Raw genomic sequence first — 19,750 nt, 5'->3', positions numbered from 1 at the left:
AATGCTATTATTAGTAAACGCTTACAAATTGTATTATACCAATAATTCCAAGATACTTATGGGGGACTTACATTATAGTTATAGGGGAGTTACCTTATTTTAAAGCGATCCGGCGAGCAACGGGGGGATCAACCCCCGGCGGAATAGCGGCCTAGTTCCCGAAAGCCGACGAGTTCGATTCCCCGCCCAATTTCAATATCGCCATGCTCGCTGGATACGGTTTTCTTGCTCTTTCCAAACAGCTATTTTACGATTCTACCGTTCAATGCACCGATATGGAATTTTAATGAAACATAATTAGTGAAATCTCCGGAACCGACTGCTTCAAAATTATTTATCCCTGCCTTGAGCTTTTCATTAATAACAATGAATCCTAATTCTTTTCCATTTTGATCTTGAAAGGATATATTTGCCCCAATGTTAGCAGATGGAAGACTTTCGGCAACTTTTATTTGACCAACTACATTTGTGTTGTCGCCCTCTTTGCGAACAATGATATTCCCAATTGAAATATTTTCTAAGTCAGACTGGACTTCGAGAAAAAGACCTCAGCCTCCACATGGCAGTGGAAATTGAGGTCCTTTCGTTTGGGTGCGGATCGGCTTACAATGATTCCTCGGACAGCTCGTCGAGCGTCTTCTCCAGGCTGGGCGCCATATGCTTAAGAAAGTACTCCATCTCCGGCATATTCATTTCCTGAATCGACTGCTCGATCTGTTTCTTGGCGCTGCCGAATTCCTTGTTGCCCGCGGACAGCTCGGTCACGCATTTCAAGTAGGCGTCGAGCAAATCGGCGGCTTTGACGTAACGCTTCAACTCGGGATCGAGTCCCGACGACTTGGCGTCGATCAGCGGCTCGTATACGGGCTTAAGCTTCGGAGGAATCATATCCAGCAGCCGTTCGGCGGCAAGCTGTTCGATATCGCGGAAGTTGGATAAAATTTTCGGATTATGGTGCTTCACCGGCGTCGGGATGTCTCCCGTAAACACTTCCGTCGCATCGTGGAACAGCGCCATGCTGACGATGCGGTCCGTAGGAACGTTACGGCCGAATTCCTCATTGGCGATCGTGCACAGCACATGCGTCAGCAGCGCGACGTGAAACGAATGCTCGGCGACGTTCTCCTTGAGGATATTGCGCATAAGGCTCCAGCGTTCAATGTAGCGCAAGCGGTACATATAAGCGAAAAAATGACTGTCCATATAACTCATCCTATCCTGTTTACTTCTTTGCCGCGGGCGTCTGGCGCACGGAAAAGCTCTGCACAGTAGGATTATACACGATTTGGGCGCCGATGACAGTTTCCAAATCTTTAAGAGCTATGAACACTTTGTTATTTTTCAGGACGAGCGGCTTTTGCAGCGTAATCGTTTTGCCTCCGGCGCGGGCCGTCAGCTTGTTGGCGTTCGCCGTCCCGGTCCACTGGCCGCTCTGGTACTGGATCGTAACGGTGCCGTCCGCCGCCGCTGCCGCTTTCCCGCCCAGCTGATTCATCGTGTCCGCTAAGGGCACTTCCTGAGACGAAGGTGCGGGCGCCACGATGCGGCGCATGATCGAAGAGTCGAGAACTTCCGGCGTGACGGCGCTGTTGCCTGCGTTGATGCGCGGAATTTGCATCGGGTCTTCGTCGCGGGTCGCCATTTCGGGCACGATGGTGAAGGCATATTTCATGCCGCCTTGGCCGATATAATCGATCGTTTTGTTATCGTAAAAGCCGAACGGATAAGCATACGCGTCGATCGGTCCGGGATACAGCTCGCCCAGCTTGGCGACGCACGCCTGCGTATCGCCGAGAACGCGCTGCTTGTATTGCTCCTCGGTTTCCTTTTTGTCGTCCGTTACGATCCGTCCGAGGAGGGCCGCGCTGCCGTCCGGCAATTTATAATGGAAGCTGTTGCTGTGGCACTGCGCGTCGATAAAATTCGTATCGGTGGTCATCTCGACGATTTCATCCTTGGATAAGGAGGGGATATAGCTGGCCAGAGGATTTTCCAAATCTCCCGTAATGACAAAATTAACGGCGGGAATGCGCATATGCTTCAAAATAGGGTAAGCGTTTACATAGAAACTCTCGTATCCGTCGTCGAACGTTACCAGCACGGCGTTGTGAGGGACTTTGGCGCCCTGCATATAGTCTCTGAATTGCTGCAGCGTGATGAATTGGTAGCCTTTGTTTTTTAAATACGTCAGCTGGTCTTCAAAAAGCTTGGTCGTGATCGTTCCGGCGCTTTTGGCGTCATCGTCCACGTGGTGGTACATGATCACGGCGACTTGATCTTTGTATAGGACATTCGTCTTGGCCGCCTGGAGGGAAGGAAGAAGCATGCCAAGCCCGAAAATACTCAGGGCAACCGCCTTGACGACGAGTTTCCTCATAAACATCGATGCTCCTTATCGTGTAGTCTGAATGACCTAGTTTACTCTGCTAACGTATTCTATTATTTGCGGGCAAACTCCTGCCGCCGCCTGCTATTTTTAACGAAAAGTTTACTAGGAAACGACAATGGGAGGCTGGCGCCGCGGGAAGCCGTCATGGCGCTGTTTTTCGCAGTTTTTGAACATGGCGGAATATGCTATTATATACTTATGTGCCATCATATATAGAATTGACGCAGGGCTTATTTTGGAAAGGAGATTTTATTCATGCAGCAATTTCAACAGAGCATCTACGACCTGATCGTAGAGACATCGACGAATCTTCCGGCCGACGTCCGGCAAGCGATCCAATCCGCCCAAGAGCGGGAGGATGCGGGAACCCGTTCCGCGATTTCATTATCTACGATTGCCGATAACATCGATATGGCCGAGTGCAACGTTTCGCCGATCTGTCAAGACACGGGAATGCCGACCTTCGTTATTCATTGTCCCGTAGGCGCCAACCAAATCGTCATGAAGAAGCAAATTCTCGAAGCGGTTGCCAAAGCGACCAAAGACAGCAAGCTTCGCTCCAACTCGGTAGATTCGCTTACCGGCGCTAACAGCGGCGACAATCTCGGACCCGGAACGCCCGTGATTCATTTCGAGCAGTGGGAGCAGGACGAGATCGAAGTGAAGCTGATCCTCAAAGGCGGCGGCTGTGAAAACAAGAACATTCAATACAGCCTTCCAACGGAGCTTGAAGGGCTCGGCAAAGCCGGACGCGACCTCGACGGTATCCGCAAATGCATTCTGCACGCGGTATATCAAGCGCAAGGTCAGGGCTGCAGCGCGGGCTTCATTGGCGTGGGCATCGGCGGCGACCGGACAAGCGGCTACGAGCTGGCCAAGCAGCAATTGTTCCGCCGTGTAGACGACGAGAACCCGATAGAGGATCTGCGCAAGCTGGAGGATTACATTTTGGAAACCGCCAATCAGCTCGGCATCGGCACGATGGGCTTCGGCGGTCAAGTATCGCTGCTCGGCTGTAAGGTGGGCGTGATGAACCGTTTGCCGGCAAGCTTCTTCGTATCCGTTGCTTACAACTGCTGGGCGTTCCGCAGACAAGGCGTTCTGCTCGATCCGAACACCGGCGGCATCAAGGAATGGGTATATCCGAACGGCAACACCGTATCGATGAAGAAGGAAGCCGCAGCAAGTTCTGAAACGTCCGAACGCCGCGAAGTCGTACTGCAAACGCCGGTAACGGAAGAGCAGATTCGCCAGCTGCGCGTAGGCGATGTCGTAATCATCAACGGACCTATGTACACCGGGCGCGACGCGCTGCACAAATATTTGATGGATCACGACGCCCCTGTCGACTTGAACGGCGCTGCAATCTACCACTGCGGTCCGGTTATGGCGAAGGATGAGAGCGGAGAATGGCATGTGAAGGCAGCCGGCCCGACGACCAGCAGCCGGGAAGAGCCGTATCAAGGAACGATCATCAAGAAGTTCGGCATTCGCATGGTGATCGGCAAAGGCGGCATGGGCGCGAAAACGCTGGCTGCCCTGCAGGATCACGGCGCCGTTTATTTGAACGCGATCGGCGGCGCGGCGCAGTATTACGCGCAATGCTTCAAGAAAGTAAGCGGCGTCGACTTTATGGAGTTCGGCACGCCTGAAGCGATGTGGCATCTGCAAACCGAAGGCTTCGCCGCGATTGTGACGATGGATTCCCACGGCAACAGCCTGCACGCCGAAGTCGATAAAAACTCGCTGGAGAAGCTCGCGCAATTTAAAGAGCCTGTATTCGCTTAAATCAATGAGAACCTTTGGAATCCGGCTGAACGCCGGTATAGAAAAATATTTGTCCCTCATTGTCCCGGTATCTCTGATACTTGGGTTTCTTTTTTCTGCCCGTCTTAACGGACTGACGGCCTGGGCGCCGTATTTGTTCGCTTATTTGACGTTCGTGATGGCGACCGGCTGCAGCTGGGGCCAGATCAAGCAGGCGTTTCGGATGCCTACCGCTTGCGCTGTCGATGATCGTGCTTGATTCCGCATTAAGCCCGTTTGTCATACCGTTCGAGGTATCGCTGTTTTTCGGGGCGGATATTGCATTCGATCATGTAAAGGTTATGCTCGATTTGGTTAAAATTATTGTAGTGCCGACGGCGCTGGGCGTGATCGTCAACGAGCTGTCGCGGCACCGGTTCAAGGAGTGGTCGGCCCCGGTCTGCGCGCCGTTGAATTACTGGTGCTTGAAAAAATTCGAAACCCGTCTTAACAAAAAATTAACTGGCGTTCCGATCTCCGAACAGCTACGCTACTAAGGTATGTTTACTTTTTACACAAGAATGATTCCAGCGGGGGTAACATTGCCGCGCCTCATACGGAGGGAACCGAAGGAACGATGCAAAAATTCCGGGCAAGACTTACATTGATATTTATAGTGCTGATCGGGGCTTCCGTCCTTGCCGCCGGGCTGTTCATGGCCCGAATGCTGAAGGAATCCCATATCGATGCGTTAAAAACGAATATGGAGCGGGAACTCAAAGTCATTCTCGTGACGATCGACTGGAGACAAACGGGAACGGAGACGGAGCAGATCCGCTATTTCACGGAGCGGGCCGATCGGCTCAAGGCATCGGCGGACGCCCGCGTCACTTACATCCGCTCCGACGGCAAGGTGCTGGGCGACTCCGATCACGATCCGCAGGATATGGAAAACCATTTGAGCCGGAAGGAAGTCGCCGAAGCGATGCAGAGCGGCGGTTTCGGCACGGATATGCGCTACAGCGCCACCTTGCAGCGCAATATGCTGTATGCGGCGGTACCGGTGAAGGAAGACGGTCAAATCAAGGGCTTCTTGCGGCTAGCGATGAGCCTGGAAGATGTCGACGCTTCGATCCGCCAAGTATGGTACGGCGTGCTCATCGGCTTGCTGGCCGTGTTCATTATTGCCGGCCTGATCAGCTACCGGATCGCCTACAGTTTGACGCGCCCGATCGAGATGATTACGAGGGTCGCCTACCAGATTACGAATATGAATTACAAGGCGAGAGTTCATATCCGCAAGAAGGACGAGGTCGGACAGCTCGGGCAGGCGATCAACGGCATGGCGGACAGCTTGCAGCTGCAGATGAACCGGATTTTGGAGGACGAGAGCCGGCTGAAGAGCGTGCTGGAAAATATGATCAGCGGCGTGATGATGATCGACCGCGAAGGCAAGATTGTGCTGCTCAACCGTTCGGCGGAGGAGATTGTCGGCTTCTCTTCCCATGAGCTGCTCGGCAAAAAATTTGACGAAGCGAAGCAGCAGTACGAATTTACGCAGCTGATTCAGGAATGCATCGATTCTAAGGAGCATATCCGCGATGAGATGATTTTCTACTACCCATCGGAGCGGATTCTGGAGATCAACCTAAGCCCCCTTTCCGTAGGAGAAGGGGAATGGGCCGGCGTACTGATCGTACTGCACGATATTACGGCGGTGCGCAGACTTGAGCGGATGCGCAGCGAATTCGTCGCGAATGTGTCGCATGAGCTCAAGACGCCGATCGCCGCGGTGAAAGGCTTCGCCGAGACGCTGCTCGCCGGCGCGCTGAACGATAAGGAGACGGCGAGATCGTTTCTGCAAATTATTTTCGACGAGAGCGAGCGGCTGAACCGGCTGATCGGCGACATTCTGGAGCTGTCGAAGATTGAATCGAAACGGATTCCGCTGCAATTTTCGCCGGTGCATATGCATACCTTTGTCGCCAATGCGCTGAACGTGATGAACGCCGAAGCGAAGAAGAAGTCGATCGAGCTGGCGATGGAGGTCGACGAAGAGATGTACATCGAAGCCGACGAGGACCGGCTGCGGCAAATTCTGATCAACCTGCTGTCCAACGGCGTCAATTATACGCCGGAAGGCGGCAAGGTGAGGGTCAAGGTCGAGCCGGTAGAAGGCAGCTACGGTCCGAGCGGCGACTACGAGCGGATTCAGATGACGATCTCCGATACGGGGATCGGGATTCCGAAGAAGGATTTGCCGCGCATCTTCGAACGATTTTACAGGGTTGATAAAGCCCGCTCCCGCAGTTCGGGCGGTACGGGGCTTGGTCTATCCATCGTCAAGCATTTGGTCGAGCTGCACAAAGGAACGATCCGCGTGGAAAGCGAGGTTGGCATGGGGACGAAATTTATCGTCGAGCTGCCGGTCATCCATTGACCGCTAGCGGCTGCGGCAGGGGCAGGGCGTCATAAGCCGGCGCTTCCCTGCCCTTGCCGCTTTACAATAAATTAATAAAAACTTTACATTTTGCCAACAAAACCGTGCTATGATAAGCTTGTCATATAGAAACTAAAACGGGGGATTCCCATGCCGCACAAAATTTTAGTTATTGAAGATGAGCCTACGCTAGCAAGACTGCTATCTTATAATTTATCGCAAGACGGCTATGAAACGAAGGTGATCGATCACGGGAGCGAAGGGCTGCAAACCGCTCTTCAGCAGCAGTTTGATCTGATCATTTTAGATATTATGCTTCCCGGGCTTAACGGCTTCGAGATTTTATCCAAGCTGCGCCAGAAGGGCAACAAAACGCCGGTGATCATTCTGACGGCGCGCAATGCCGAGGAGGAAGTCGTGCAGGGCTTGAAATACGGCGCGGACGACTATATTACGAAGCCGTTCGGAGTGGCCGAGCTGCTGGCCCGCGTCTCCGCCGTTTTACGCAGAACATTGTCCGAGGACCAGCTTCAGGACAAAGGCGCGGCGGGAGAGAAGGTCATTCAGGTCGGCGATCTGTACATTTATCCGGAGAAGTACGAGGTCATGCTGAACGGGGAGTCGATCCCGCTCAGACCGAAGGAGTTCGAAGTGCTGCTCTATCTTGTTCAGCGCCCGGGCGTCGTCGTGACCAGGGACGATTTGATGAATATCGTATGGGGCTTCGATTATATCGGCGGCCAGCGCACGGTGGATGTGCATGTCAGCTCCCTGCGCAAGAAGCTGGAGATGAATCAGCAGAGCGTGCAGATCGAATCGATTCGCGGGGTCGGCTACAAGCTGGTCGCAACCGCAATCAAAAAAGCATAAGGCAGAAGAAGAAGCGTCTCGCACCGGAGGCTTCTTTTTTTACGTCCGAAATTCCATTTCCCGGGAAATCGGCGACAAATTTTGCATCAGATTGGAAACAATAGTCCGGTGAAGTCTTTCAGACTGGAAAGGATGGCAAAATTGCATATAATGTTAGCCAGATTAGAAATATCTTTTTCCCCCTATCTTCAATATACTAGGGCTAAGCAAGAAGACAGGCTCATAAGCTAATTAGTTCAGGATTCCGAAGGAGGAACATAGGAATGGCAAAAACGTTTAGAATCGGCATTATCGGCTGCGGTGGAATCGCTAACGGCAAGCATATGCCGGCACTGAAAAATCAAAGCAACGCCCAAATGGTTGCGTTCTGCGATATTGTAGAGGAAAGAGCGCAGGAAGCCGCCGAGAAATTCGGCACTCCGGACGCGAAAGTATATACGGATTATCGGGAACTTCTGAAAGACAGCACGATCGATATCGTGCATGTGTGTACGCCGAACGATTCCCACGCGGATATCTCGATCGCCGCCCTGGAGTCGGACAAGCATGTGATGTGCGAGAAGCCTATGGCGAAGACGGCGGCCGACGCCCGCCGCATGGTGGAAGCGGCCAAGCGGACAAGCAAAAAGCTGACGATCGGTTACCAGAACCGTTTCCGTTCCGACAGCCAGTATTTGAAGCAGCTTTGTTCCGACGGAGAGCTCGGCGATATTTATTATGCGAAGGCTCATGCGATTCGCCGCCGCGCGGTTCCGACTTGGGGCGTATTCCTGGACGAAGAGAAGCAGGGCGGAGGTCCGCTGATCGATATCGGCACGCATGCGCTCGATTTGACCTTGTGGATGATGGACAACTACAAGCCGAAAGCGGTGCTAGGTACGGCCTTCCACAAGCTGTCCCAGAAGAAAAACGCCGCCAACGCTTGGGGCTCTTGGGACCCTGAGAAGTTTACGGTCGAGGATTCCGCCTTCGGCATGATTACGATGGAAAACGGCGCGACGATCGTGCTGGAATCGAGCTGGGCGATCAATATGCTGCAAACCGGCGAAGCCAAAACGACGCTGTGCGGCACCGAAGGCGGGGCCGACATGCAGGACGGTCTGCGCATTAACGGCGAAAAGCACAGCCGCTTGTTCATGAACGAAATTCAGCTGGATGCCAAGGGCGTCGATTTCTACGACGGGAAAAAAGAAAGCCCGGCCGATCTGGAGGCGCGCTTGTGGCTGGAAGCGGTCGAGCAGGATAAAGAGCCGGTCGTTACGCCGGAGCAGGCTTGCGTCGTCTCGGAAATTCTGGAAGCCATTTACGAATCGTCGAAAACCGGCAAAGCGGTTTATTTCGACTAATACAGCCTTACGGCCCGGATGACCTTCTGATGAAGGTGTCCGGGCTTTTTTACGTTTCCGTTTTTTCTTAACGCCTTATCGCCTGCTTAACCCAAATTGTGGTAAAATGGCTGTTACCAGGGGAGGGTGAATGGATGGTTCAGGATGCGGTTTGGGGAATTTTTGTGGCTAACGGAGGAGGACGTTTTCCTAACTTTTTTCCCATTGCCATGTATACTTCTAAAGAACAAGCGATTGAAGAGATTAACGGATTGCCACGGAATGTAAATTACCATCTGCTCAGGTTGCCTGTGAACTGTAACTTTGCCTATTATCATAAGAAAAGCGGCGAGCTGGTTGGAATGGACGGTATTGATCATGAGCATTATCATTTTAAGGATGAGGAAAGGTAACCGGGTGATTGTTAGTGAAGAATTGTTTAAGGCGGTGGATGAATGAGGATAACCAAAGTCACCATTTTTCTGTTATTAGCAACATTTGTTTTACTTGCTGGCTGTATCGGCTGCGATAATTCACAAATAAACGAGGGACATCATCAAGTTGAAGTAATAAAAACCGCCGCCGGAACAAATGATGCAGCAAATGCGGCTCTTACGGACAACGAAGCTAAGGAGATTCTCACCCAGCTTTTGCCGAAGGCGGTAGATATCGTTGCAGGCATGTTTAACGGTTCCGGGGTGTTTAAAGAGGATGCGTCGCAGGCGATTCCGGGCGAGGAGCAGTATCGAAGGATCTACGGGGAAAAATGGGAGTCGGGAATCGATACCAGCAGTGTCAACTCGATAGCGGATTTAAAGAAAGTGGTCGAGCAAGTATTCACCCGGGATACCGCTCAAAAGCAATTGTACAGCCGTTATCTGGAAACGAAGGATACCGGTCTGCCTCTCTATAAGGACTATGAGGGGCGGCTGTATGTGAACACGCAAAACGGGGGGCACGGATGGGCGACCCAATTTCTGATCGATACCGCCAAGGTGAAGAGCCAGAAAGATCATGCCGCCGAAATTACGTTAGATACAACGGTGCTTGACGACCCGTATGGCACAGCGATTATAAAGATCGAGTATGTAAACGGTCAGTGGCTGATGGCATCGGGGCTCGACGATTATGAGACGATCATTAACGGATCTGCCAAATAAATCGGATGGCTGAAGCGGGGCGGTATAGTTTCATTATACTATTTTTCTACACACCGATAGGAAGGAGCGGAAGGTATACTGAAGATACAATCCCCATAAAAAGTAGGATGATTTGTGCATAATTATGAGCTTAATGAAAACGTTGTTTATTCGGAAATCGTCAGCAAGCTGCGCCATGCCGGCTCTGTTTTTGCGGAGGATGAGGCGCGGCTTCTCATCTCGTCTGCGCCGACTTCTCAGCAGCTCGCTGCATGGGTGGAGCGGAGAATCGCCGGAGTTCCCGTCGAGTATTTAATCGGATGGGTGGAGTTTTGCGGCTTACGGATTCAAGTGGACCCGGGCGTTTTTGTGCCGCGGTATCGAACCGAGTTTTTGGCCCGGCAAGCGGCTGCCCTCGTTCAGCCGGGAGCCGTCGTGGTGGATATGTGCTGCGGCAGCGGAGCGATAGGGGCGGTTGTAGCGGCAGCGTCGGAGCGTATCGAGCTGCATGCCGTCGATATCGATCCGGTCGCGGTGCGCTGCGCCCGACGTAATATCCAATCCATTAGCGGCTTCGTGTACGAAGGCGATCTCTATGAACCGCTGCCGGATGAGCTTCGCGGCCGGGTTCATGTGCTCATAGCCAATGCGCCCTATGTGCCGACCGAGGCTGTGAAGCTTCTGCCTCAGGAAGCCCGGGAGCATGAGTCGCTGGTTGCTCTTGACGGCGGCTCCGACGGCCTTGACGTTTTGCGCAAAATTGCCGCCGCCGCACCATCCTGGCTTGCACGGAACGGCTGTCTTCTGATCGAGACGAGCGAGCGCCAGGCGCCATTGGCCGCAGAGCTTTTGGCTCAATACGGACTTCGCTCTACAATGGTACGATCGGAAGAAGAAGATGCTACGGTTATTACCGGGACACGGGCAGATCGTATGAATGGAAGAGTTGATTTATGAACATCAACGTCAATGCAAACAAACCGGAGGCAGACGAAGGATTTCCTTGTCCGACTCCGGTTTGTTTTTTGCTGGTCCCCCGCAACCTCCCGCCCCGATAACTATTTCCCGTTCTTACCCTGCACATAAGAAGCGCTGAACAGGAACAAGCGCATCAGCAGATACAGCGAAGGGATGAGCAGCAGCAAGCCGGCGATAAACGCGATAATGAGCGCGACGCCCATCGTAGGGCTTGTGACGCTGGCATGGATTGTGACGAGCGGATACAAGATATAGGGCAGATGAGCCGCGCCATAGCCGAAGAAGGCGAAGGCGAACTGCAGCATGACCATAATGAAGGCGACGCCCAGCCGCTTGCGCTGCCAGATCAAATACGTTGCGACCAGGAAGCAGAGGAGGGAGAGAGCGAACATCCAGGCCAGCTCCATCATTCTCTCGAAATGCCACGGGCTGTGGGCATGGATCGAGAAAAAGACGAGCAGACTGGCCAGAATGGTCGGCGCGCTCCAGCCGATGGCGAAGCCGCGCAGCACCTCCATCGCCTTGTAATCCTTCGCTTTGTCCGCATAGTAGGTCAGGAAGGAGGCGGAGATGAACAGAATGCTGACCAGCGATAAAATAACGACGGACCAGGCATACGGGCTTGTGAACAGCCTGCCGTATTGTAGGACGACCTGACCGCCCCGTTCCTCGATATAGCCGCCCTCCGAGATCGTCAGCACGATGGACAGCGAGGCCGGGATGAATAGACCGCTGCTGCCGTACAGCAGCAGGTAGACCGGGTTGTCCTTCGCTCCGTATGTGCTGAAGGCGTAGTAGGAGCCGCGGATAGCGAGCAGAACGATCGCTATGCTCCCCGGAATGAGCAGGCCGGTTCCGAGGTAATAGGCGGTGTCCGGGAAAAATCCGACCATGCCGACCATAAAGAAAATAAGAAAGACGTTCGTCACTTCCCAGACCGGCGACAAGTAGCGTTCGATGATGCCGTGAACGAGATGCTTCCGTCCGGTGATCATGCTGTAATAGCTGAAGAAACCGGCCCCGAAATCGATGGATGCGACGATCAGGTACCCGTATAGAAATAGCCATAGAACCGTAATGCCGATGAGCTCGATATTCATCTCGGTTCGCCTCCTTCGATGCCGCGGCTGATCATTTCCTGTTCGGCTGTGTTGGTGCGGAACAGCTTGCGCAGCACGGCCCAGACGGTTACGGCCAGCAGCATGTACAGCAGCGAGAACAAGAGCAGCATCCAGTCCACATGAGCGGCCGTCGTCGCTCCATGCTCCGTTCTCATATAGCCGCGGAGAATCCACGGCTGACGTCCGGCTTCGGCGAAGATCCAGCCGCATTCGATAGCGAGCATGGCGAGCGGTCCCGATGCCGCGATGCAGCGCAGCAGCCAGCGGGGCAGCGCCTGCCCCTTAGCCGCCCGCGCCTTGCGGGAGAATAGAATATAGCCGATACAGAGCACGATCAGCAGGCTGCCGATGACGACCATAACGTCGAACAAGTAGTGGATATACAGCGGCGGACGCTCGTCGGCCGGTATATCGTTCAGTCCCGTTACGACGGCGTTCGGCTTGCCGAACGCGAGGATGCTGAGCGCATACGGCAGCTTGAGTCCGTAGCGGACTTCCTGGTTCTCGGTCAATACGCCGCCGACGACGAGAGAGGCCCGGGCGGTCGTCTCAAAATGCCATTCGGCCGCGGCCAGCTTCTCCGGCTGGTATTCGGCGAGGAATTTGCCGGACAGATCGCCGATGAAGGCGGTCAGCAGCGAGAAGATGAGCCCGGCGAGCATCGTCAGCTTCAGCGCTTTCCGGTAGTAGATATGCTTCCTTCCGGCGAGCAGCGATACGGCGGCCGCCGCCGCCAGCACGAAGGCGCTCGTCATGTAGGCGGAAGAGAGCACATGCGCCGTCTTCGTCGGCGTAGCCGGGTTGAACATGGCGACGAGCGGGTCGATATCGACGATCGTACGCCCCGACAGCTTGAAGCCTTGCGGCGTATTCATAAAGGCGTTCACCACGGTAATGAAAAAAGCCGATGCCGAAGAGCCGATGATGACGGGAAGTGCAAGGGAGAAATGAGTCCAGGGATTACGGAACCGGTCCCACGTATACAAATAAATGCCGAGAAAGATCGCTTCGAAGAAAAAGGCGAACGTCTCCAGAAACAGCGGCAGCGCGATAGCTTGACCGGCGATTTGCATAAAGCTCGGCCACAGCAAATTAAGCTGCAGACCGATCGAGGTGCCGGTCACGACCCCGACGGCGACGGTAATCACGAAGCCTCGCGCCCAGCGCCGCGCAAGCAAAGTGTAATAAGGGTCCTTCAGCTTGATCCCGAGAAACTCGGCAATGGCGATCATTACGGGAACGCCGACCCCGATCGTAGCGAAAATAATGTGAAATCCGAGCGTGAGCCCCGTTAAAATGCGGCTGTACACCACCGGGTCGTAGGTCATCATGATCATCAACTCCTTATAAGGTAGGATATGGTTTTATTGTTTACCTATTCCCTTGACGTTAGTATAAATGATCATTGTGATTTAATTCACATAATCTGTGAAACGGAGGTGAACTTATCGTTACAAAATGATGATCTTACCGAAATAATCGACAATTATTGATCGTTTGTTGATTAATCCACACATCGCGAGGAATTGATTATTGCAAGCATGTTGATTCTGTTTAGACTAAAACGTGAGTTGATAAAACAAGCAGCGTTCATAAAATCGCCCATTTGATTTTTATTTAAGCAAATAAGGGAGGAACAACGAAATGGATTATACGAAACTTGGGAATACCGGTTTGGATGTGTCCCGGATTTGTCTTGGTTGTATGGGCTTCGGCGACGCGGAGAAGGGGCATCATCGTTGGGTGCTCGATGAGGAGCGCGCTCGCCCAATCATAAAAAAGGCACTGGAGCTTGGAATTAATTTTTTTGATACAGCAAACGTCTACGCTGAGGGAACGAGCGAAGAGATCGTTGGAAACGTACTCAGGGATTATGCAAACCGCGATGAAGTTGTTATCGCCACTAAAATACATGGACGGATGCATCATGGGCCCAACGGCGCCGGCCTTTCCCGCAAAGCGATCATGAGCGAAATCGATAAGAGCCTTAAGAGATTGAAAACCGACTATGTCGATTTGTATCAAATTCATCGTTGGGATTATAACACGCCCATCGAAGAGACGATGGAGGCGCTTCACGATGTAGTCAAGGCTGGTAAGGCACGATACATCGGCGCTTCCGCCATGTGGGCATGGCAGTTCCAAAAGGCGTTGCATATAGCCGAGAAAAACGGCTGGACTCGATTTGTATCTATGCAAAATCACTTAAACCTCATTTACCGCGAAGAGGAGCGGGAGATGCTGCCGCTCTGCAAGGAAGAAAAAATCGGGGTCATTCCGTATAGCCCGCTCGCAGGAGGAAGATTGGCGCGGGAAGCATCTACGCATCGGGCCGATACCGATCAAATTGCAAAACAAAAATACGATGCCGCAGCGGACGTGGATCAATTGGTGGTCGACCGCGTCGCGGTTCTTGCGGAAAAACATGGCGTTCGCCGTGTTCACATCGCACTGGCGTGGCTGTTGCACAAAGAACCGGTAACCGCCCCCATCGTCGGGGCTACGAAGATTTCTCATCTCGAGGATGCGGAAGCTGCCTTTTCCATTAAATTAACATCTGAAGAGATTGCGTTTTTGGAGGAACCGTATGTACCGCACCGAGTCGTCGGGCATTCATAATTCCGCCTAAGGAAGGTGATGCGCCTGTGAAACCATGATCGCCGCCATCACTCATTGGGAATGTCGCCGGAAGAATAAAGCAAGAGCCGTTCGTTTATGTATAAGCTCGAACGGCTCTTTTGGCATCATCTATGTCTCAATAACGATACGTTCAGATAGGCTATCCTCGTAACAGCATTTTTTCGGATTCATCCTGTACCATGCTTTTCAAATCATGGCCGGTCGGGTTCTGGAAGATCCGTAGACCAAAATCCGGCGCGACCGCAAGAATATGATCGAAAATATCAGATTGTATGCCCTCATATACAGCCCAGTTGATGTCATTGGTAAAAGCGTAAACTTCCAAAGGGATTCCTGTCTCCTCTGGAGCCAACTGCCGGATCATACGAGTCATTCCCTCATGGATGTTGGGGTGGTGCTCTATATAGCTCTGGATATATGCCCGGAATACGCCTATATTCGTCATCGCACGGCCATTCACTCTTACGGAACGATCAATACCGTTTTCCTGGTTGTATTGCTCGATTTCTGCTTCTTTACGAGCAATGTACTCATTCAGAAAATGAATTTTTCTAAACTTCTCAATCATTTCCGGTGTGCAGAAAGCTATGCTGCTTACATCGATATAAACTGCGCGTTTAATCCGGCGGCCGCCGGAGTTTTGCATGCCCCGCCAATTTTTGAACGAGTCCGAGATTAGGGCGTACGTCGGAATCGTAGTAATGGTTTTATCCCAGTTTTGTACCTTGACGGTATTTAAGGAAATATCAATCACGTCACCGTCAGCCCCGTACTTAGTCATCTCGATCCAATCGCCAACCCGCACCATGTCATTGGCCGTCAACTGGACGCCGGCAACCAGCCCCAACAAGGAATCCTTGAAAATTAACAGCAGAACAGCCGATAAAGCGCCGATGCCGCTCAGCAAAATCAGCGGACTTTGACCGATTAAATTGGAGATGACCAGAATGCCGCCGATCGTAAATAAAAAGATCTTAACGACCTGTATATAGCCGCGAATGGGCCGGGTCTTGGATATTTCATAGGTAATATAGATATCGTTGATGGCATTCAGCAGCGCATCCAGCACGAAAATCATCACGATGATCATATAGACGAAGACGCCCTTCGCGATTAAGTACGTATAGAGCGGGAACGAAAAAGAGAAATAGTAAATAATGATGGCCGGTACAAGATGAGAGAGCCTCTGAATGATTTTATGATCTAGAATGTAATGATTCCAAGTCGTCCGACTGTGGTTTCGTATATACGCAGTAACAAGCTTCAGTACAATTCCCTTCGTAACATAATTGGCAAAGATACAAAGCAAAGCGATCCCAGCGATCAATATTGCATCGGCAAGATAAACAGTTGCAGCTCCATGGAAACCCATACTCTCAAGTAACTTTGTAATATATTCCATAATCGCCTCCTGAAAAATAAAAAGTCCCCCTTGTAATACGCACAAGTGGGAGTTTATTACCTACTATCTTACCTGAACGGTCCAAACCCGTCAATGATTACAAGCCTGACACTGCAGAAGCTTTATTCAGTTAAGCTTGGCCTCCTAACCGCAGGAATAATGTCTGCGAATAACAACATAATGTCGTTTTAGCTGAGGGATATGTTGCTTTTGCTTGAATATTTCGGAAGACCGCAGGAAAAAATGTAACGAAACAAGCGCGAAGCTTCTTTAACGGAGGATACTATGGTTTTTATCGTCTCTATCCTTATCATTGCCGCGTTCGTATTATGGGGCATGATGAATCCGGAAGGTTTGGTCAAACAGGCAGATCAATTTCTGGCTTTTACAACAAGCAACTTCGGATGGTTTTATTTATTTGTGACCTTCGGTTTTTTAATCTTTGTAGTTTACTTGGCCTTTAGCAAATATGGACAGATTCGGTTGGGCCATGATGAGGATGAACCGGAATTTTCCGATCTGAGCTGGTTCGCCATGCTGTTCAGCGCTGGAATGGGAATCGGGCTGGTCTTCTGGGGCGTAGCCGAGCCGCTTTCCCATTATACGACACCGCCGCAAGGTGCGGAAAGTCAGTCTGTTGAGTCGGCAAGGCTCGCTATGCAATACGCGTTTTTTCATTGGGGACTTCATCCTTGGGCCATCTATTCGGTTGTGGGAGTGACTCTTGCTTATTTTCAATTTAGAAAAAAACGTTCGGGTCTCATAAGCCAAACTTTATTCCCGCTAATTGGGGAGAGAGTTAATGGGACGTTAGGAAAATTAATCGATATACTGGCTATTATTGCTACTTCCTTTGGCGTAGCCACTTCACTCGGGCTTGGAACGCTGCAAATTAATGGAGGATTTCAATTTATATTAGGCATCTCGAATCATGTCAGTGTCCAAATCGTCATATTGATTGTGTTGACTTTGCTATATTTGCTCTCTGCCACTACCGGACTGGATAAAGGAATAAAGCTGCTGAGTAACGCTAACCTGATTCTAGCGCTGGGGCTTCTGGTATGTACATTCATTCTTGGACCTACATCATTTCTGCTGGATACCTTTACGCTAACCGTAGGCGGCTATTTGCAAAATTTAATTCAAATGAGCTTGAGGCTTACGCCATTCACTCAAGGGACATGGGTTAGCAATTGGACGCTGTTCTACTGGGCGTGGTGGATTGCCTGGGCGCCTTTTGTCGGTATGTTCATTGCAAGAGTTTCGAAAGGAAGAACGATCAAGGAATTTGTACTGGGCGTTCTTTTCATACCGAGTCTCTTCAGCTTCGTCTGGTTTTCGGTATTCGGAGGAACAGGTTTGCACGAGCAGATCATGGAGGGAATCCAGCTGTCGGAAGCTGTGAGTAAGGATATGACCGCCGCTTTATTTACTGCTTTAAGCCACTTGCCCTTCGGTAAAATGCTTGCAATGCTTTCGCTTCTGCTCATTATTACATTCTTTGTCACCTCGGCAGATTCAGCGACCTATGTGTTGGGCATGTTCTCTTCCAACGGAAGTCTGGACCCGTCTAGGAAAATTAAAATTACATGGGGGCTAACACAATCGGCGATCGCCCTCGTCCTGCTGCTGAGCCAAGGGCTTAATGCATTGCAAACGGCTTCGATTGTTACCGCGCTTCCGTTTTCCATTATTATGGCACTGATGTGTGTTTCTTTAATGAGATCACTTAGAGAAGAATTGCGAAAAAGCAAGAAGAGGGAACTGGAGTTTCGTAGAGCAGTAGAGCGCCTGGTAACAAAAGAAGCACAACAGACAGAATAACGGCTGATGGTTTAGAGATTTCCCATTCTGTTTGCGCCAGCGTTTGTGCTATTGTTATGGCCGAAAAACTGCACCCCAATTGTTAGCTTGTGTCTAACAATTAGGGTGCAGTTCGCTATTTGTTAGATAATCGGCAATTATGGATTTATTGTTGATTAATCCACACATCGTGGGTAATTGATTATTGCAAGCATTGGGATTCTGTTTAGAATTATAATCGTGAGTTGATTAAACAATCAATGTTCATTTACATGAAGCCGGTGCTTGATAAGAAATACATTATTGCGCAAAGGAGCTGCAAGTATGGAGAGGCCCTATATTGTTTGCCACATGGCAACTTCATTGGATGGGGAAAATCGCCGGGAATTTTTTGAAAGTAGAGCGAGACGCCGATTTCACAGATATATACGAAAAAATTCATGAGCATTATGAGGCGAACGCTTGGATGTGCGGCAGAGTCACCATGGAGGAACACTTTACATTAGGGCACACATTAAGTTTGCAACACGAAGACATCCCGCGAGCAAGTATCCGATGCTTACTTGGCTCACCTTCAAAAAATAGGCATATCTTGAAACTTGAAACAGGATTCATAATTACCCGAAGAGGGAGCTGTAAGTTTGCAAAAGCGAAACCATTTGCTTATTTTTATATTGTCTGTCGGCGTTTTCGGTATTTTAAATACCGAGATGGGGGTGATCGGGATATTGCCTTCCATTGCGGAACACTATAACGTAAGTATCTCCCGGGCGGGGTGGCTGGTGAGTCTGTTTGCCATAGCTGTAGCCGTGTCTGGTCCAACCATGCCGTTATTGTTTTCGGGAATCAACCGGAAGAAGGTCATGCTACTCGTACTTGGCGTTTTCGTAGTTGGAAACGTGGTTTCCATTTTTGCGTCAAACTTTGCCGTTGCCTTAATTGCTCGCGTCATACCGGCCTTTTTTCATCCCGTATATTGTTCATTGGCGTTAACCGTAGCTGCCGACTCGGTCAGCGAGGAAGAAGCTCCTAAAGCAGTTTCCAAAGTTTTTATTGGCGTATCGGCCGGCATGGTCATCGGTGTACCCATCGCCAGTTTTCTTGCCAGTGCGGCTTCTTTAGAAGTGGCAATGATATTCTTTGCTGTTGTCAATATCCTTGTATTCTTGGCTACATTGCTATTTATACCCTCTATGCCTGTAAAGGGCAGGCAGTCTTATGGGGCTCAACTGTCCGTATTAAAAAAAGCAATCACTTGGGTTTCCATAGCGGCCGTCATTTTATTGAATTCATCCGTTTTTGGAGTTTATAGTTATCTTGCGGAGTATTTGAAAACAGTGACAAATATGTATTCAAATTCGATCAGTTTCATGTTATTCATGTACGGTGGAGCCAATATTATCGGTAATGTGGTCGCAGGCAGGCTGCTTACGAACCATGCTGTCAGATCCGTCGCAGCTCTTCCATTTGTATTGGGAGCCGTGTACATCATGTTGTTCTTCTTTGGAAAGCTTAGCGTCCCGGTCGCCGTCATGACTTTAATCTGGGGGATCGTAGCGGGTATTGGAGGCAATATCAATCAATATTTAATGATGTCCGCAGCTCCGGAAGCGCCTGATTTCGCTAACGGCTTGTTTTTAACATCAGCTAATGTAGGGACAACCTTGGGTACGGCCGTAGGCGGGCTATTTATTTCAGCGATGGGTACGCAATACGTCGTAATCGCGGGATTACTTTCGTTAATATTAAGCACGGCCATCATTTTACTAAGACATTACATGCTTACCCCTGCTCAACAATCGGTCTCGTGATGAATACCAAGTACGAGAATGTAAGGAAAGATGCTGCGCAAGGCTTGTTCGTTGAGGTTTATACTAACAAGGTTGTGTTGCGCGGC

At 50.8% G+C, this 19,750-nt stretch carries 17 protein-coding genes; 12 read left to right on the top strand and 5 right to left on the bottom strand.

Going from position 1 to position 19,750, the window contains the following annotated elements:
- Positions 1–603: 603 nt before the first annotated feature.
- Positions 604–1,203 (bottom strand): 5'-deoxynucleotidase, encoded by a 600-nt coding sequence (yfbR, locus tag SK3146_RS11345; protein ID WP_249865180.1) that lies wholly within the window; start codon positions 1,201–1,203, stop codon positions 604–606.
- Between the two features lie 19 nt (positions 1,204–1,222).
- On the bottom strand, positions 1,223–2,377 hold the full coding sequence (locus tag SK3146_RS11340) for a polysaccharide deacetylase family protein (protein WP_249865179.1): 1,155 nt from the start codon (positions 2,375–2,377) through the stop codon (positions 1,223–1,225).
- Positions 2,378–2,644: 267 nt separating this feature from the next.
- Between SK3146_RS11340 and SK3146_RS11335 the strand changes: the two genes are divergently transcribed.
- The 9 genes from SK3146_RS11335 (at position 2,645) to SK3146_RS11295 (ending at position 10,866) form a co-directional block, all read left to right on the top strand.
- Positions 2,645–4,177, top strand: a complete 1,533-nt coding sequence (locus SK3146_RS11335; RefSeq protein ID WP_249865178.1) for a fumarate hydratase — start codon at positions 2,645–2,647, stop codon at positions 4,175–4,177.
- A gap of 4 nt (positions 4,178–4,181) precedes the next feature.
- Positions 4,182–4,415 (top strand): hypothetical protein, encoded by a 234-nt coding sequence (locus SK3146_RS11330; RefSeq protein WP_249865177.1) that lies wholly within the window; start codon positions 4,182–4,184, stop codon positions 4,413–4,415.
- Positions 4,402–4,692, top strand: a complete 291-nt coding sequence (locus tag SK3146_RS11325) for a hypothetical protein (RefSeq protein ID WP_249865176.1) — start codon at positions 4,402–4,404, stop codon at positions 4,690–4,692. Before SK3146_RS11330 ends, SK3146_RS11325 begins: the two co-directional genes overlap by 14 nt.
- Before the next feature lie 80 nt (positions 4,693–4,772).
- The gene (gene pnpS, locus SK3146_RS11320) at positions 4,773–6,575 is read left to right on the top strand and encodes a two-component system histidine kinase PnpS (protein ID WP_249865175.1); all 1,803 of its coding nucleotides are present in this window, start codon (positions 4,773–4,775) and stop codon (positions 6,573–6,575) included.
- Between the two features lie 150 nt (positions 6,576–6,725).
- Entirely contained in the window at positions 6,726–7,445 is a 720-nt protein-coding gene (locus SK3146_RS11315) for a response regulator transcription factor (RefSeq protein WP_249865174.1), read from the top strand.
- Between the two features lie 263 nt (positions 7,446–7,708).
- The gene (locus tag SK3146_RS11310; protein ID WP_249865173.1) at positions 7,709–8,791 is read left to right on the top strand and encodes a Gfo/Idh/MocA family protein; all 1,083 of its coding nucleotides are present in this window, start codon (positions 7,709–7,711) and stop codon (positions 8,789–8,791) included.
- 134 nt (positions 8,792–8,925) lie between these two features.
- A complete protein-coding gene (locus tag SK3146_RS11305; RefSeq protein ID WP_249865172.1) occupies positions 8,926–9,183 on the top strand; it encodes a hypothetical protein in 258 nt (85 codons plus the stop codon).
- Between the two features lie 237 nt (positions 9,184–9,420).
- Positions 9,421–9,930: a hypothetical protein gene (locus tag SK3146_RS11300; protein ID WP_249865171.1), complete on the top strand. Its 510-nt coding sequence runs from the start codon at positions 9,421–9,423 to the stop codon at positions 9,928–9,930.
- A gap of 114 nt (positions 9,931–10,044) precedes the next feature.
- The gene (locus tag SK3146_RS11295; RefSeq protein WP_249865170.1) at positions 10,045–10,866 is read left to right on the top strand and encodes a putative protein N(5)-glutamine methyltransferase; all 822 of its coding nucleotides are present in this window, start codon (positions 10,045–10,047) and stop codon (positions 10,864–10,866) included.
- A 101-nt stretch (positions 10,867–10,967) separates the two neighbouring features.
- On the opposite strand, the gene SK3146_RS11290 is transcribed toward SK3146_RS11295, so the two are convergent.
- On the bottom strand, positions 10,968–11,987 hold the full coding sequence (locus tag SK3146_RS11290) for a cytochrome d ubiquinol oxidase subunit II (protein ID WP_249865169.1): 1,020 nt from the start codon (positions 11,985–11,987) through the stop codon (positions 10,968–10,970).
- A complete protein-coding gene (locus SK3146_RS11285) occupies positions 11,984–13,339 on the bottom strand; it encodes a cytochrome ubiquinol oxidase subunit I (RefSeq protein ID WP_249865168.1) in 1,356 nt (451 codons plus the stop codon). Before SK3146_RS11285 ends, SK3146_RS11290 begins: the two co-directional genes overlap by 4 nt.
- Positions 13,340–13,652: 313 nt before the next feature.
- Between SK3146_RS11285 and SK3146_RS11280 the strand changes: the two genes are divergently transcribed.
- Positions 13,653–14,627 carry an aldo/keto reductase gene (locus SK3146_RS11280; protein WP_249865167.1) on the top strand — a complete coding sequence of 325 codons (975 nt, stop codon included), beginning with the start codon at positions 13,653–13,655 and terminating at the stop codon, positions 14,625–14,627.
- A gap of 160 nt (positions 14,628–14,787) precedes the next feature.
- Here SK3146_RS11280 and SK3146_RS11275 read toward each other — a convergent pair whose 3' ends face one another.
- Positions 14,788–16,050 carry a mechanosensitive ion channel family protein gene (locus SK3146_RS11275; RefSeq protein WP_249865166.1) on the bottom strand — a complete coding sequence of 421 codons (1,263 nt, stop codon included), beginning with the start codon at positions 16,048–16,050 and terminating at the stop codon, positions 14,788–14,790.
- Between the two features lie 285 nt (positions 16,051–16,335).
- On the opposite strand from SK3146_RS11275, the gene SK3146_RS11270 reads away from it, so the two are divergent.
- Together SK3146_RS11270 and SK3146_RS11265 are read left to right on the top strand one after the other, a co-directional pair.
- Positions 16,336–17,874, top strand: a complete 1,539-nt coding sequence (locus SK3146_RS11270; RefSeq protein ID WP_249865165.1) for a glycine betaine uptake BCCT transporter — start codon at positions 16,336–16,338, stop codon at positions 17,872–17,874.
- 620 nt (positions 17,875–18,494) lie between these two features.
- Positions 18,495–19,664 (top strand): MFS transporter, encoded by a 1,170-nt coding sequence (locus tag SK3146_RS11265; RefSeq protein WP_249865164.1) that lies wholly within the window; start codon positions 18,495–18,497, stop codon positions 19,662–19,664.
- Positions 19,665–19,750: the final 86 nt, after the last annotated feature.

Source organism: Paenibacillus konkukensis (assembly GCF_023523925.1).
Lineage (GTDB): Bacteria > Bacillota > Bacilli > Paenibacillales > NBRC-103111 > Paenibacillus_S > Paenibacillus_S doosanensis.
This window is presented reverse-complemented; position numbering and strand designations above follow the sequence as displayed.